10 protein-coding genes are annotated in these 14,704 nt (G+C 67.3%); 4 read left to right on the forward strand and 6 right to left on the reverse strand.

Annotated features, from left to right (window positions below):
• The first annotated feature begins 157 nt into the window (after positions 1 to 157).
• The 4 genes from recC to arfB are packed head-to-tail and all read left to right on the forward strand — an operon-like array spanning position 158 to position 9,616.
• Positions 158 to 3,556 (forward strand): exodeoxyribonuclease V subunit gamma, encoded by a 3,399-nt coding sequence (gene recC / locus NCR93_RS04830; protein ID WP_175979894.1) that lies wholly within the window; start codon positions 158 to 160, stop codon positions 3,554 to 3,556.
• Complete coding sequence (recB, locus tag NCR93_RS04835) at positions 3,553 to 7,257, forward strand: exodeoxyribonuclease V subunit beta (RefSeq protein ID WP_175979895.1); 3,705 nt, start codon at positions 3,553 to 3,555, stop codon at positions 7,255 to 7,257. The genes recC and recB overlap by 4 nt, the downstream gene beginning before the upstream one ends.
• On the forward strand, positions 7,254 to 9,206 hold the full coding sequence (recD, locus tag NCR93_RS04840) for an exodeoxyribonuclease V subunit alpha (protein ID WP_175979896.1): 1,953 nt from the start codon (positions 7,254 to 7,256) through the stop codon (positions 9,204 to 9,206). Before recB ends, recD begins: the two co-directional genes overlap by 4 nt.
• Complete coding sequence (arfB, locus tag NCR93_RS04845; RefSeq protein WP_034474228.1) at positions 9,203 to 9,616, forward strand: alternative ribosome rescue aminoacyl-tRNA hydrolase ArfB; 414 nt, start codon at positions 9,203 to 9,205, stop codon at positions 9,614 to 9,616. The genes recD and arfB overlap by 4 nt, the downstream gene beginning before the upstream one ends.
• A 1-nt stretch (position 9,617) precedes the next feature.
• On the opposite strand, the gene NCR93_RS04850 is transcribed toward arfB, so the two are convergent.
• From NCR93_RS04850 to NCR93_RS04870, 6 genes are all read right to left on the reverse strand, one after another.
• Entirely contained in the window at positions 9,618 to 10,142 is a 525-nt protein-coding gene (locus NCR93_RS04850) for a hypothetical protein (RefSeq protein WP_008350584.1), read from the reverse strand.
• A gap of 124 nt (positions 10,143 to 10,266) precedes the next feature.
• Entirely contained in the window at positions 10,267 to 11,199 is a 933-nt protein-coding gene (locus NCR93_RS04855) for a DMT family transporter (protein WP_175979897.1), read from the reverse strand.
• 119 nt (positions 11,200 to 11,318) lie between these two features.
• The gene (locus NCR93_RS04860; RefSeq protein ID WP_175979898.1) at positions 11,319 to 12,920 is read right to left on the reverse strand and encodes an L-lactate permease; all 1,602 of its coding nucleotides are present in this window, start codon (positions 12,918 to 12,920) and stop codon (positions 11,319 to 11,321) included.
• A gap of 257 nt (positions 12,921 to 13,177) precedes the next feature.
• On the reverse strand, positions 13,178 to 13,306 hold the full coding sequence (locus NCR93_RS31900) for a hypothetical protein (protein ID WP_268811669.1): 129 nt from the start codon (positions 13,304 to 13,306) through the stop codon (positions 13,178 to 13,180).
• A gap of 260 nt (positions 13,307 to 13,566) precedes the next feature.
• Positions 13,567 to 14,091 (reverse strand): hypothetical protein, encoded by a 525-nt coding sequence (locus tag NCR93_RS04865; protein ID WP_175979899.1) that lies wholly within the window; start codon positions 14,089 to 14,091, stop codon positions 13,567 to 13,569.
• 205 nt (positions 14,092 to 14,296) lie between these two features.
• Positions 14,297 to 14,476, reverse strand: a complete 180-nt coding sequence (locus tag NCR93_RS04870) for a YMGG-like glycine zipper-containing protein (RefSeq protein WP_372492622.1) — start codon at positions 14,474 to 14,476, stop codon at positions 14,297 to 14,299.
• Positions 14,477 to 14,704: the final 228 nt, after the last annotated feature.

The raw sequence follows: 14,704 nt of genomic DNA on the forward strand, positions 1-14,704 counted from the left end.
ATCGAGTCTAACCCAACTCACCCGGGCTTCGACCCTCGGCCATTCGGCCAGGTTCTCGGCGGCACGTCCGCTTTGTTATGCTGGCGCATTAGCTGACAAAGCTTTTCAAATCGCGCGCCGGTGAAGCTTTCACAGACCGCATAGCAAGCCGCTTTCCATGCTCGAACTCTTCTATTCGAATCGTCACGAGACGCTCGCCGCAGCGCTCTTCGAAGACCTCGACGCGTTTGCGATGCGCGAGGGCGATCCCTTCGCGCGCGAGTCCGTCATCGTGCCGAGCGCGGCGTTGCGGCGCCGGCTCGAACTCGATATGGCGGAGCGCTTCGGCATCTGCGCGAACGTCGACTTCTGTTATCTCGCGCAATGGCTGTGGGCGCAGATCGGGCGCGTGCTGCCGGTGCCCGCGCATTCGCCGTTTTCGCCGGACCGGCTCGCGTGGCGTTGCTATCGGCTCTTCGAAGATCCATCGTTCGGCGATTCGGCGCGGCTATCGACGTATCTGAACGCCGCCGACGATTCCATGCGCTACGAACTCGCGCGGCGCATCGCGACAGTCTTCGATCACTATCTGACGTATCGGCCCGAGTGGCTCACGCATTGGCAGGCGGGTGGCTCGATTCTCACGGGAAGCAATGCCGAAATCGACGCGCGCGGCCCGCGTCTTTCTGGCGCGAACGACATCCAGCGCGAGGACGAGCGCTGGCAACGAGCGCTCTGGCGCGCACTGCTCGAAGACCTGTCCCGCGATGCGAACGGCGACGAGAAAGACCCGACGCCGCCCGCATACCGCTTCCTCGCCGGTTCCCCCGGCTTCGATCTCGATACGGTGATGCGCGCGCAATGGCCGAGCCGCATCAGCGTGTTCGCCTTGCCGACGATGCCGCCGCTGCACATCGCGCTCTTGCGCGAGCTGTCGCGCTGGATCGACGTGCGCGTCTATGCACCGAATCCTTGCCGCGAGTTCTGGTTCGACATCGTGAGCGAGGCGCGCGTCGAGCAACTCGAATTGAAGGGCGAGGCGGACTATCAGGAAGTCGGTCATCCGCTGCTCGCGGAGTGGGGCCGGCAGACGCAGGCGCAACTGCACATGCTGCACGAATTGACCGAGAGCGCGGCGTCGAGCGAGCGGCAACTGTACGAGAACAATCCCGCGCCTACGTGGCTCGCGCGTCTGCAAAACGGCATCCTCGCGCTCGATGAAGACAGCGCCGAGCCGCAGCCCGAGGACATCGTCGAGAACGGCATCGAAGTGCATGTTTGTCACAGCCTGTCGCGCCAGCTCGAAGTGCTGCACGATCGCTTGCTCGACTGGTTCGACGATATCGAAGGGCTGGAGCCTTCGGACGTGCTCGTCGCGTTTCCGGATCTCGCAGTCGCCGGGCCGCTCATCGACGGCATCTTCGGCACCGCGCCCGCGGGCGCGAGCAACGAGCGCCGGCGCATTCCGTATCGGATTACCGGCCTGCCGCCGTCGCAGGCGAATCCCGTCGCGCGCGCGCTCATCGACTGGCTCGCGCTCACGGAACGCAGCGTCGGCGCGCCCGAGCTCGTCGAATGGCTGCGCGTGGATGCGATCGCGGCGCGCTACGGCATCGACGCCGCCGCGCTCGAAACGGCGCAGGCGTGGCTCGCGGCGGCGGGCGCGCGGCGCGGCCTGCGTCCCGACGACGTGACGGCGGACGACGTGCCCGCCGCGCGTCACACATTCGCCGATGCGCTCACGCGGCTCTATCTCGGCTATGCGCTGCCGGGCGGCGGCGCGCCGGTCGCGGATTGGCTGCCGATCGAAGGGGCGAACGGGTCGGAGGCCGAATTGCTCGGCCGTCTCACGCGCTTCGTCGACGACATCGACGCGTTCGCCGAACGCATCGCGAGAGCGCGCACCGCGCGCGCCTGGGGCGATCTGCTGCTCGACGCGCTGGAGCGTTTTTTCGATGCGGGCGTCGCGTTCGCCGACGCCGTCGGCGACGTGCGCCGCGCGATCGATTCGCTGATCGCCGCAATGGACGAGGGCGCGGGCGAGACCGAAGTATCGGCCGCCGTGATCCGCACCGCGCTCACCGATACGCTCGACGATCCAGCGCGCGGCGGCGTGCCCTGGGGCGGCGTCACGTTCTCGTCGCTGACGAGCTTGCGCGGGCTGCCGTATCGCGTCGTGTGTCTGCTCGGCATGGACGACGGCATGCTGCCGAGCCTCGCGCGCGCCGACGAGTTCGATCTGATGGCCCGCTTCGGCAAGCTCGGCGACCGTCAGCGCCGCGACGACGAGCGCAATCTGTTTCTCGATCTCACGCTCGCGGCGCGCGACCGGCTGATGATCGCGTACACGGGCCGCAGCATCCGCGACAACGCCGTGCTGCCGCCCGCCGCGCTCATCGACGAACTGCTCGACTACCTCGCGCAGTCCGTCGCGGGCAAGCACGCGGCGCCGGACGAACTCGCGAACGCGCGCGCGCGCTTCGTGTTCGAGCATCCGCTGCAGCCGTATGCGCCCGAGTATTTTCGCGACGATGGCAGGCTCTTCACTTACGAACCCGAGCGCGCCGAACTCGCTCGCGCTTTGGAGTCGGGCAAGTCGCAGCCCGTCGCGCGATTCTTCAGCGCGCCGTTGCCGCCGGAAGACGACGCGCAGACCGTCGCGTTCGACGACTTCGTGCGCTTCTGGCGGCATCCGGCGCGCTCGCTGTTGCGCGACCGCCTGGGCATTGCGCTCGTCGATGCCGAGTCCGAACTCGACGACACCGAGCCGTTCGAGCTCGGCTTCGCGGGCCGCGATGCGCTCGCCGCGCGCGTGCTGCCGGCGCTGCTCGACGCCGCCGACGATGGCGAGCGCGCCGCGCGGGAACTCGCAAGACGCGTCGCGCGCGCGAGTCCCGAAATGCCGGGTGGCGCGACGGGCGGCGTGTGGCAGGCGCGCGAACTGCACGCGCTCGGGCAACTGGCGGAGCGCGTGCGGGCATCGACGTCGGCGGGCGTCGAACGTCTGCCGTTCTCGCTGGACGTGAGGCCACGCTGGCCCGACACCGCGGGCATCGCGCTATTCGGCGCGCACGACGATTCGCTCGTCGACGTCCGTCCGATGGCGCTCGTCGGCACGTTGAACGCGCTGACGCCGCAAGGCCAGGTGATCTATCGCTACGACGCGCCGCGCGCACGCGATTATCTGTCCGCGTGGCTCGCGCATCTCGCGTACTGCGCGGCGCTGCCCGACGGACCGCGCCGCACGATCTGGCATGGGCGCGGCGCACAATCGGCGGATTTCGAACTGATGCCCGTCGCCGATCCGCTCGCGCATCTCGCCGCGCTCGCGTCGCTCTATCGCGCGGGACGCCGCATGCCGCTGCGCTTCTTTCCGAAGAGCGCGTGGCTCAAGGTGAAGGAGGGCGATTCGAAAGCGCAGGCCGCGTGGGAATCCGAGCGCACGCACGCCGAATCCGACGATCCGGTGTTTCGCATCGCCTTTCGCGGCGCGGACCTCGCACTCGACGACGCCTTCGCCGCGCTCGCGCGCATCGTGTTCGAACCGCTCGTGCAACATCTGCGGAGCGGCGCATGACCAACCTGACTTCATCTCTGGACAACATCGGCGTGCAGGAACTCGACGTCTTCTCTTGCGCGCTCGACGGCGTCAATCAGATCGAGGCTTCCGCCGGCACCGGCAAGACCTGGAACATCTGCGCGCTCTACGTGCGGCTGCTGCTCGAAAAGCGCCTGTCCGTCGAGCAGATTCTCGTCGTCACGTTCACGAAGGCGGCGACCGCCGAGCTGCACGAGCGCATCCGCTCGCGGCTCGCGGGCGTTGCGCATGCGATCGAAAACGGCGATGCGGCGGGCGATCCGTTCATCGAGCAACTGTTCGACACGACGCTCGCCGGCATCGACGCAGACGAAGCCGCGAAGCGCCTGCGCATCGCGGTGTCGACCTTCGATCAGGCCGCGATCCACACGATTCACGCGTTCTGCCAGCGCGCGCTGCAGGAAGCGCCGTTCGCCGCGGCGATGCCGTTCGCGTTCGAGATGGAAGCCGACGACAGCGCGTTGCGCTTCGAACTCGCCGCCGACTTCTGGCGCGAGCGCGTCGAGCCGGTGGCGGCGCGCGTGCCGTCGTTCGCGTCGTGGCTCGTCGCGAAGGGCGCGGGTCCGGCATCGCTCGATGCGCAGCTCGCGCGGCGGCTGAAGAAGCCGCTCGCGGCGCTGCGTTTCGGTGACTTCGGCGCCGCGCAAACCGCCGACATGCAGGCGCTCTTCGACCAAGCCTGCGCGTTGTGGCACGCCGAGCGCGACGGCATCGTGAAGCTGCTCTCCGACGCGAAGGATGCGCTGAAAGCGAACAGCTACAGCACGAAGATCGTCGGCGAGGCCATCGAGGCATGGAGCGCCTACTTCGCGGAAGGCGATTGCCACGCGCCGCCGCCCGAGCGGGCGCTCAAGCTCACGGCGACCGCGCTCGCCAAGGGCACCAAGGTCAAGAACACGCCCCCCGCGCACGCCTTCTTCGATCAGGCCGATGCGCTCGCCGCGTCCGCCGCCGCCGCCGAGGCATCGCAGCGCGCGATGTGGCTCGACATCGTGCGTGAATGGCTCGATCACGCGCCTTCGGAACTCGCCGCGCGCAAGCGCGCGCGCCGCGTCGTGTCGTTCGACGATCTGCTGTCGAACCTGCATCACGCGCTCGTGAAGCACGCGTGGCTCGCCGAGGCGTTGCGCGCGCGTTATCCAGCCGCGCTCATCGACGAATTTCAGGACACGGACCCGCTGCAGTTCGCGATCTTCGATCGCGTATTCGCGCCGCACGGGCCGCTCTTTCTCGTCGGCGACCCGAAGCAGGCGATCTACAGCTTCCGCGCCGCCGACCTGCACACGTATCTCGCCGCGCGCGACGGCGCGAGCGCGCGCTACACGCTCGCGGTCAACCAGCGCTCGACGCCGCCGATCATCGAGGCGTGCAACCGTTTGTTCGAGGCGAATCCGTCGGCGTTCATCCTAGATGGGCTCGACTATCAGCCGGTGCGCGCGGGCACGCGCCAGCGCGGACCGTTCGTCGACAACACGCCTGCCGCCGCGTATTCGGACATCGCGGATTTCTGCGTGTGGATGCTGCCGCACGGCGAATCGGTGCTTGTGAAAGCGAATGCGCAGCGCGATGCCGCAGAGGCCTGCGCCGCCGAGATCGCGCGGCTGTTGCGCGGTGCGCAGCGCGGCGAAGTGACCATCGGGAAAGCGCCGCTGTCGGCGGGCGATATCGCCGTGCTCGTGCGGACGCATCGGCAGGGCAGTCTCGTGAAGCGCGTGCTCGCGGCATGGGGCATCGGCAGCGTGGAGCTCGCGCAGGCGTCCGTGTTCGGCTCGCTCGATGCCGAGCAGATCGAGCGCGTGCTCGCCGCCATCGACACGCCGGGCGATCTGCGCCGCCTGCGCGCCGCGCTCGCTACCGACTGGTTCGGGCTCGACGCCGCCGCGCTCTGGCGGCTCGAACACGCGGACGCCGCCGATCCGCACGGCGAGTCGATCGATTCGACGAGCTGGGTCGAGCGCTTCTCGCGCTATCGCACGATCTGGCACGAGCGCGGCTTCGCGGTGATGTGGCGCACGCTCGCTCGCGAGCTGTCGATCGCGACGCCTCTCGTCGCACGGCCCGACGGCGAGCGCCGGCTCACGAACGTGAATCATCTGGCGGAGCTGCTGCAGGCGCGCTCGGCCGAACAGCCCGGCATCGCGCCGACGCTGCGCTGGCTCGCGGCGCAACGCGAGCAGCAGGGCGGCGGCGAGGAAGCGCAACTGCGTCTCGAATCGGACCGCAATCTCGTGCAGATCGTGACCGTGCACAAGTCGAAAGGGCTTGAGTATGGGGTCGTGTTCTGTCCGTTCCTGAACGACGGCGCGTCGCGCGAGGCGTCGAAATCCGGTTTGCCCGATGCGCGCGAGTATCACGACGACGCGGGCGTGGCGGTGCTGCATTACGGCATGGAAGGCGACGAAGACGATCTCGCGAGTGCGGCCATTGCGCGCGAGCAGGCGGCCGAGAGCGCGCGTCTCGTGTATGTCGCGCTGACGCGCGCGGTGTTCCGCTGCTATGTCGTCGCGGGTTCTTATCTGTCGAGCCGGTCGACGAAGGAGTCGCGCCGAAGCGTCCTCAACTGGCTCGTCGCGGGTGGCGGAAAAGACTTCGATGCGTTCTGCGATGCGCCGCCCGAGGAAGCGGAAATCGTCGCGGCGTGGCATGCGGTTGCGGCGCGGTCGCAGGGCGCGATCGGCGTCGCGCCGCTGCCGGTGATCGACACGCGCGAGCCGCTCGAAGCCGACGCGTCCCACGAACACGACATCGCCGCGCGCACGAACCGGCGCATCCTGCGCGATCGCTGGCGCATGGCGAGCTTCAGTTCGCTGATCGCGGCGGGCGCGCGCGACGAGGCGAATCAGGCGCAGCCGGTGGAAGCGCGTCCGGATCACGACGAACTCGCCGCGCTCGATGACACCGCGCGCACGGACGCCGCTTCAAGTGACGAATCGCCGCTCGATCCCGACGACATTCTCGCGTTTCCGCGCGGCGCGGCGGCGGGCGAATGCCTGCATCGCATGTTCGAGCTGGCGGATTTCACCGATGAGTCGAGCTGGCCGGCCGCCGTCGAGCGCGCGCTGCACGAGCATCCGACGCCCGCGCCGGAAGCGCTCGCGCCGCGTCTGCGTCCGATGATGCTGCGTCTCATCGGCGACACCGTGAGGAGCGAAATCGCGCCCGGCATGCGGCTCGCGACCATCCCGACGACGCGCCGCATGAACGAACTGGAGTTCCTGTTCCCGGCGGATTCGCTCGATTTCAGCGCGTTGCGGCGTCTGCTCGCGGCGCACGGTTTTCCCGACGTCGCGCTGGAGGCGGGCGCGTTGCGCGGATTCATCAAGGGTTTCATCGACATGATCGTCGAGCACGAAGGCCGTTTCTGGATCATCGACTGGAAGTCGAATCATCTGGGCGACACCGCTTCCGACTACGCCGCCGCGCCGCTCGCCACGGCAATGGCGGAGCACGCGTATCACCTTCAGGCGCTCATTTACGTGGTCGCGCTGCATCGATATTTGCGCGCGCGGCTCGCGGGCTATGCGTACGACACGCATGTCGGCGGCTATCTGTATCTGTTCGTGCGCGGCGTGCGCCCGGACTGGCGCGACGGTGAAGAAGCGTGCGGCGTGCATCGCGGACGGCCGTCGCTGGAACTGGTCGAGGCGCTCGATCGTTTGATGTCGGGAGGCGCGGCATGAGCACGCTCGATGCAATGCAGGCGACGCGCCCCGTGCCCGCACCCGCCGATGAAAGCGCGGCGCTCGCCGAAGGTTTCGCGCGGCGCATGAGCGCGCTCGCGGCGCGCCTGAACGCAGACGAACGCAGCGTGCTGTGGGCCGAACGCGCCGCGCTCGCGATGAGCCGCGCGACCGCGCAAGGCCATGTGTGCCTGCCGCTCGCCGCGCTCGCGCGCCGTCACGACGCGCGTTTCGACGAGGCGCGCGACGCGCTGCTTGCAAGCGGTGTCGCGTGCCTCGTGCGCGGCGGCGCGCGCGCGGACGCGGCCGACCTGCTGCCGCTCGTCATCGACGAGGACGGGCGGCTTTATCTCGCGCGCTACTTCGACTACGAGCGCAGGCTCGCGTGCTCGCTCGTCGAACGTTCGCGCGATACGCGCATGACCGCTTCGCGAGAGGACATCGCGCGACAGGCCGAACGCATCGCGCGCTATTTCGGCCCGCGCGCGGATGACGACATCGACTGGCAGCGGGTCGCGGCGTTCGTCGCGCTGGCGGGACGGCTGACGATCGTGAGCGGCGGGCCGGGCACCGGCAAGACGACGACCGTCGTCGGCGTGCTCGCGTGTCTGCTCGACGCCGATCCGGACTTGCGCATCGCGCTCGCCGCGCCGACCGGCAAGGCGGCGCAGCGCATGCAGGAGGCGCTCATCGAACGCGCGGACAAGCTGCCGCCCGAACTCGCCGAACGCCTGCCGCGCACGTCGTTCACGTTGCAGCGATTGCTCGGCGTGCAGTCGGACGGGCGCTTCCGGCATCATCGCGACAATCCGTTGCCGTATGACGTGATCGTCGTCGACGAAGCCTCGATGATCGACGTCGCGCTCGCCGCCCATCTGCTCGAAGCCGTCGCGCCGGCGAGCCGTCTCGTGATGCTCGGCGACAAGGATCAACTGTCGGCGGTGGAAGCGGGCGCGGTGTTCGCGGAACTGAGCGCGGAGCCGTCGTTCAGCCATGCGGGCGTGGCGCGCATCGCGGCGGCGCTTTCGGTCGATGCGAAGCGCCTCGAAGCCGCATTGCCGAACGCCGCGCCCATCGACGATTCCGAGGGCTACGGCGATCTCTTCGACGCGAAGGCCGAGCCCGCGCTCACCGATTGCGTCGTGTGGCTGCAGAAGAACTATCGCTTCGGGCTCGATTCGGACATCGGGCGTCTGTCGATCGCAATCCGCAATGGCGACGAACGGGCCGCGCTCGATGCGCTCGATCCATCGGGCGAGCGCGCGGCCGTGCTCTTCGACGATGGCGACGCGACGCTGTCCGAGCGCACCCTCGCGCGTCTCGCGAAAGGCTTCGCGCCGTACGCGGACGCGCTCTCGGCCGTGCTCGACGGCGAGCAAGCGGATCACGCCCGACTCTTCGATGCGCTGAATCGCTTCCGCGTGCTGTGCGCGACGCGCAAGGGGCCGCGCGGCGTCGACGAAGTGAACGCGCGCATCGCGGCGGAAGTGCGCGAGCAAGCGGGCATTGCGCTTGCACTCGGTGCACAGTGGTTCGCCGGACGGCCGGTGATCGTCACGCGCAACGACTACGCGCTCGGGCTTTTCAACGGCGATATCGGCATCGCGCTGCCGGGCGCCGACGGCCTGTTGCGCGTCGCGTTCCGCCTGGCCGATGGCGCGCTGCGCTACGTGTCGCCCGCTGCGCTGCCGCCGCACGACACCGCGTTCGCGCTCACCGTGCACAAGTCGCAAGGCTCGGAGTTCGAGCACGCGGCGCTCGTGTTGCCCGGCGCGTTCGTGCGCGTGTTGTCGCGCGAGCTGGTGTACACGGCGATCACGCGGGCGAAGCGCAGAGTCGAAGTGATCGGCTCGGCGGCGATCTTCGCGCAAGCCGTCCGGGAGCCGACGCGCCGCGACTCCGGGCTGGCCGCGAGAATGCGGCGCCTATCCAGGGAATTCGACCGATGACCATCACCGACAGCCTCGCCGTGCCGCCCAACGAAATCGAGCTGACGGCCGTGCGCGCGCAAGGCGCGGGCGGTCAGAACGTCAACAAGGTGTCGAGCGCGATCCATCTGCGCTTCGACATCCGCGGGTCTTCGTTGCCGGAGCACATCAAGGCGCGTCTGCTCGCGCTTTCCGACAGCCGCGTCACGCGCGAGGGCGTGATCGTCATCAAGGCGCAGGAGCATCGCACGCAGGACATGAATCGCGCGGCGGCGCTCGCGCGTCTCGACGAACTCATCCGCAGCGTGTCAATCACGCGCCGCAAGCGAATCGCGACGAAGCCGACGCGCGCATCGCAGTTGCGGCGCGTCGAAGGCAAGGTGAAACGCGGCGCGATCAAGGCGGGGCGCGGGCCGGTGCGCGGCGAATGACTCAGCTTTGCCACTTCGGCGGCATGTCGACGCGCGGCCCGAAGAACCACGACTTGAGCACGTCGCGTCCGATCACGCGGCCCAGTTCGGCGAACGCACAGTAGTTGCCGATCATCAGCACGAGAAGGATCTGGACGGCCCAGAACTGCGGCCAGTTGATATGCGCGATGAGCGCCTGATTCGCGGCAGCAAGGCCGTGGGTCTCCTTCCAGAAGTCCAGCAGCCGCTCGAGATAGTGCAGGATGCCAGCGATGGCCGTGTAGATCAGCGTTTTCCAGGCGGCGTTCCAGACCAGCGGACGGTCCGGATAGCGGTTGATGAACGGCAGCATGTTGGCGATCAGCACGGACTTGCCGAGAATCAGCGAAGCGACGAGCACCGACATCGACGAGGTCAGCGAAATGCCGGTGCCCATTACCATCAACGCGCGCACGATGGCGACGGCATGCAGGAGGATGAAAAAGAAAACGGTCGGCGGGACCATTTTCATCATTTCATGTTTGAGCTTGGCGAACAGATCGTGCATGACGGCTCCCGGCAAAAGCGCGAAGGATGACGCGGCGCCGCACGGCGTGCAACGGCATCCAAACAATTTCACCCTTGCGGACGATGCCGCCCGCACACCGCCGCTTTTCCCGAAAGCAGTATAGTCAGCGCGCGAATTTTCGCCGTCCGACGAACGGCACGCGTTTCACCACGCCCGTCGCGAGCGCGGTGCCCGCGAGCACGATCGCGCAGCCCGCCATCATGACGAGCGAGACGTGCTCGCCGAGAAAGAGCGCGCCCCACAGAATGCCGAACAGCGGAATCACGAACGTGACGGTCATCGCGCGCGCCGGGCCCGCGACCGCGACCAGATGGAAGTAGATGAAATACGCGATCCCCGTGCAGCCGATGCCGAGCGCGAGCACCGCGCCCCATGCGTGCGCGGAAACCGGCGCGGCGGGCCAGGTAAAGAGCGCGATCGGTGCGAGCGTGAGCGTTGCGCCGATCATGCTGCCGGCCGCGTTGGTCATCGCGTCGACGTCCATCAGATACTTTTTCGCGAAGTTGCCCGCGACGCCGTAAAGCGCCGACGCCGCCAGCGCCGCCGCCGCCGCGAGCATGCCTTGCACCGGCAGCGCGGCGGCTTGCCCGGCGTGCTCCGGCGCGATCTGGTTCCACACCAGCACGAGCACGCCCGCGAAGCCGATCGCCATGCCGATCGTGCGCGCGGTCGTCAGGCGATCCTTGAGCCACAGGAAAGCGACGAGCGCGCCGAACAGCGGCGTCGTCGCGTTGATGACGGACGTGGCCCCGGCCGAAAGCGTCAATTCGGCATACGCGAAGAGACAAAACGGCGCGGCCGAGTTGAGAATGCCGACGGCGAGCAACTGAAGCCAGCGTTTCTTCAGCGTCGCGGCGGTTTGGGCGAGCGGCCGCCGCGAAAGCAGCATCGCGATGAGGAACACGGCGCCGATGCCCACGCGCACGGCCATCAGCGGCGCGACGCCGAACTCGGCGACGCCCACGCGGATGAAGAGAAACGACGCGCCCCACAGGGCGGCGAGGACGATCAGTTGCAGCAGATTGGCGGGTGACATGGCGGGCGGACTTCGCAAGGCTCATCGAAAGTCCGCGCATGTTAGCACCGCGTTCGTCTCAGAAATGGTCCGCCGGACGAAAGCGCAAGAAGCGGGAGAAACAGGAGAAGCGCGAAAGCTCAATGCGGCGGGATCATCCACGTCAGCACGTTTTGCTGCAGCCACACGAGCACGCCGAGCAGGATCGTCAGCAAGATCGAATGCTTGAACGTGCGCGCGAACACGAGGCCTTCCTTGCCTTTGAGCTCGGTGGTCGCGACGCCGGTCGAGATGTTTTGCGGCGAGATCATCTTGCCCATCACGCCGCCCGACGAATTGGTCGCCGCCATCAGCACCGGATTGAGGTTGAGCTGGTTCGCCGCGACGACCTGCAGATTGCCGAAGAGCGCGTTGCCCGACGTGTCGCTGCCGGAGAGGAACACCGCGACCCACCCGAGGAACGCGGACACGAGCGGGAAGAACGGCCCGACCGACGCCACGCCCAGACCGAGCGTGTAGTTCATGCCCGAGTAGTTCATCAGATACGCGAGGCCGACGATCGTCGCGACCGTCAGGATGGCGATGCGCGTCTGCACCCACGTATCGCCGATCGCCGCGACGTATTCGCGCGCGGGCAGCTTCACCATCAACGCGGTGATGATCGACGCGACCAGGATCGCCGTGCCCGTCGCGAGTGGCTGGAAGTCCCAGATCGCGCCGTAAGGCTGCCTGTAGAGCGTAATGTAGACCGCCTTGTCGAGGCCCGGCCACGCGATTTTCACGTCGCCGATCATGAAGATCTTGAGCACCGTCCACACGATCACGACCACCGAGACCACGATCCACGGCACCCAGCCCTGGCCGCCCGGAATCGCCGAACGCGTCGCGCCGGCGCGCTCGACGTTCACCGCGAAGCGCTCGTCCGCGACCGGCTTCCACACGCGCAGGAACGCGATCGTCACGATCAGCGAGACGAGCGACGAAAGCACGTCGGTGAGCGCATAGCTGATGTAGTTCGACGTCACGAACTGCGTCAATGCGAACACGCCGCCCGAGACGAGCAGCACGGGCCAGATACGCATCATGTTGCGAAAGCCCGCGTAGATACCGATCACATAGAAGGGCAGAAAGAGCGCGAAGAACGGCAACTGGCGACCGACCATTTTGGCGAGCGCATCGGTGGGCAGGTGCGTCACTGCGCCGAGCACGGTGATCGGCACGCCGAGCGCGCCGAACGCGACCGGCGCCGTGTTGAAGATCAACGTGAAGGTCAGCGCTTCGAGCGTCGGGAAGCCGAGCAGGATCAAGAGCGAACTCGTGATTGCGATCGGCGTGCCGAAGCCCGAAATCCCTTCGAGCAGCGCGCCGAACGAGAAGCCGATCACGACGAGCACGATGCGCCGGTCGTTCGGCAGGTTATCGACCATCCACACGCGAAACGCTTCGAAGCGCCCCGAGCGTTGGGCGACGTTGTAGAGCAGGATCGCGGCGAAGACGATCCACATGACCGGCCACAGCGCGAACACGGCGCCGGCCGCGACCGAATCGAGCGCGAGCCCGACCGGAAAATGCCAGCCCGCGATGGCGATGACGAGCGCAAGGACCAGCCCCGCGAGCGACGCCTGCCACGCGGGACGGCGCGCCCAGCCGAGCAGCACGAGCACGAGGATGATCGGCAGCGCGGCGACGATGAAGGATGCGAACAGGGAATTGGCGATCGGGGTGAGTAGCTGGTGGAACATCGGGTCTCCTTCGTTCTGTCATGAACCGAAGCGGCGCCAACGCGAAGCCGCGATGCGCGTGGAGTTCGATGTCCGGTCGCCGGCTTAAGCAACCGCATAACGCGCACACTAAGAATAGGGCGCGAAGGGCATGCGTCAAGGCGTGAATGCCCGTCCATTCCGGCCACGGCGTGGCGCGCAGAGGTGAATGGACGTGAAGGGACGCGCCGCTTGCGGGCGCGTCATCGATGCGGACGGAGAAGCACGGACGAGCGCGATCAGCCCTCGGCGACGGCGCTCGGTGCGCTCTCGTCGCGACCGGCCGATGGCGTCTGGCGGAAGACCCACACGGTCAGAAGGCCGAGCGAGGCGAAAATCCACAGCAGGAAAAACACGAAGGCCATCATGTCCGATCCCCCGATACGGAAACGTGCGCGGAACAACGGTTATCGCCGTTGCGACTCGATGCGGGGAAGCTATGTAGCCAAAACCGTGCCAATCATCTGGCGAATAGTGGCGAAGCCTTGTCGGATAAGGAAAGTGCGCCGGCGCACGATGAAGCGCGTCGTGCGCGCGAGCCCGTGTCGAAAGGAAAATGTTGCAGCAGTGTTACGCGGCAAGGCGACAAACGGCTTTTTGTCTCACCTAGCGTATCGCGGCGCGGCGATCAGTGTCCGCGGCCGCCGCCTCCGCCGCCATGCCAACTGCCGCCGCCGCCGTGCCAGCCGCCGCCCCCATGCCACCCGCCGCCGCCGTGCCATCCGCCACCGTGGTACCCGCCGCGATAGCCATGTCCCCAGCAGCATCCGCTGCCGCCCCAGTAGCCGAAGCTGAACGAAACCGCCGGATAACCGTAGCCGTAGCCGTAGTACGCCGGATAGCCGTAGTACGGGTAAGCCGCATACGGCGGGTAATACGGATAGGGATACGTCCGGTAGTAGTCGGAGTACGACGAGCCGACGGCGTATTCGTACTGTGGCGGCAAGGTCGCGGATGACGTCGGCGTGGCCGCCGTGCCGGACGCGGGCAACGCAAATTCCCGCTGCGTGTAGGTCGCGCCGACGAAAGGCGCGGGCGGATAAGCTGGATAAGCCGGATAACCGTAAGGGTAATAACATCCGCCGAGAAGAAGCCCGGCGGCGAGCGCTGCGGCGGCCGTCCCGGGTCCGGACATGCTGCGGGCGGAAATCATGGCACTGCTCCTTGCGTTACGGCTTGCGGGACGTGGGATCGAATGAAATTGGCCCCTTAAGAAGCAGCTTAGTCGAACGACAACCGGGAGGCGCGCCGCGTGATGTGAAAAAGCATTGCGGCGCGCCTTTATGTAACAGAAATGAAACAGCGCGTCGTTGATGGCGGCGAAACGCGTCCGTTGCGTCGTTCAGACGATGTTCGCGCTACTTCCCGACCTGATTGCCGATAATCCCGCCGACCGCCGCGCCGCCGAGCGTCGAAAGCGCGCTGCCGCCGATCACCGCGCCGCCCGCCGCACCGACGCCGGCGCCGATAGCCGTATCCCGTTGACGCGTGGTCATGTCGCCGCAAGCGGTCAGTCCTCCCAGAAACCCGACGATCATTGCAGCGGCGCCGATCTGTTTGATGATTTTCATGTCGACTCTCCAATTCGAAGATGAGATGAATCGGCTGCGGCTCGGCCGCATTTGCGCCGGTTCACGCACTCAACCAGCAGAAAAGATGCCCGAATCGTCGGATGAACCGCTCATTCAGGCCCGACAAGGCTTTGCGCCCGGCGCACACATAAAAAACGGCCTGCCGCACGCGCTGTGCGACAGGCCGTTGTCAGC

Origin of the sequence: Caballeronia sp. ATUFL_F1_KS39 (assembly GCF_023630985.1) — a bacterium.
Lineage (GTDB): Bacteria > Pseudomonadota > Gammaproteobacteria > Burkholderiales > Burkholderiaceae > Caballeronia > Caballeronia zhejiangensis.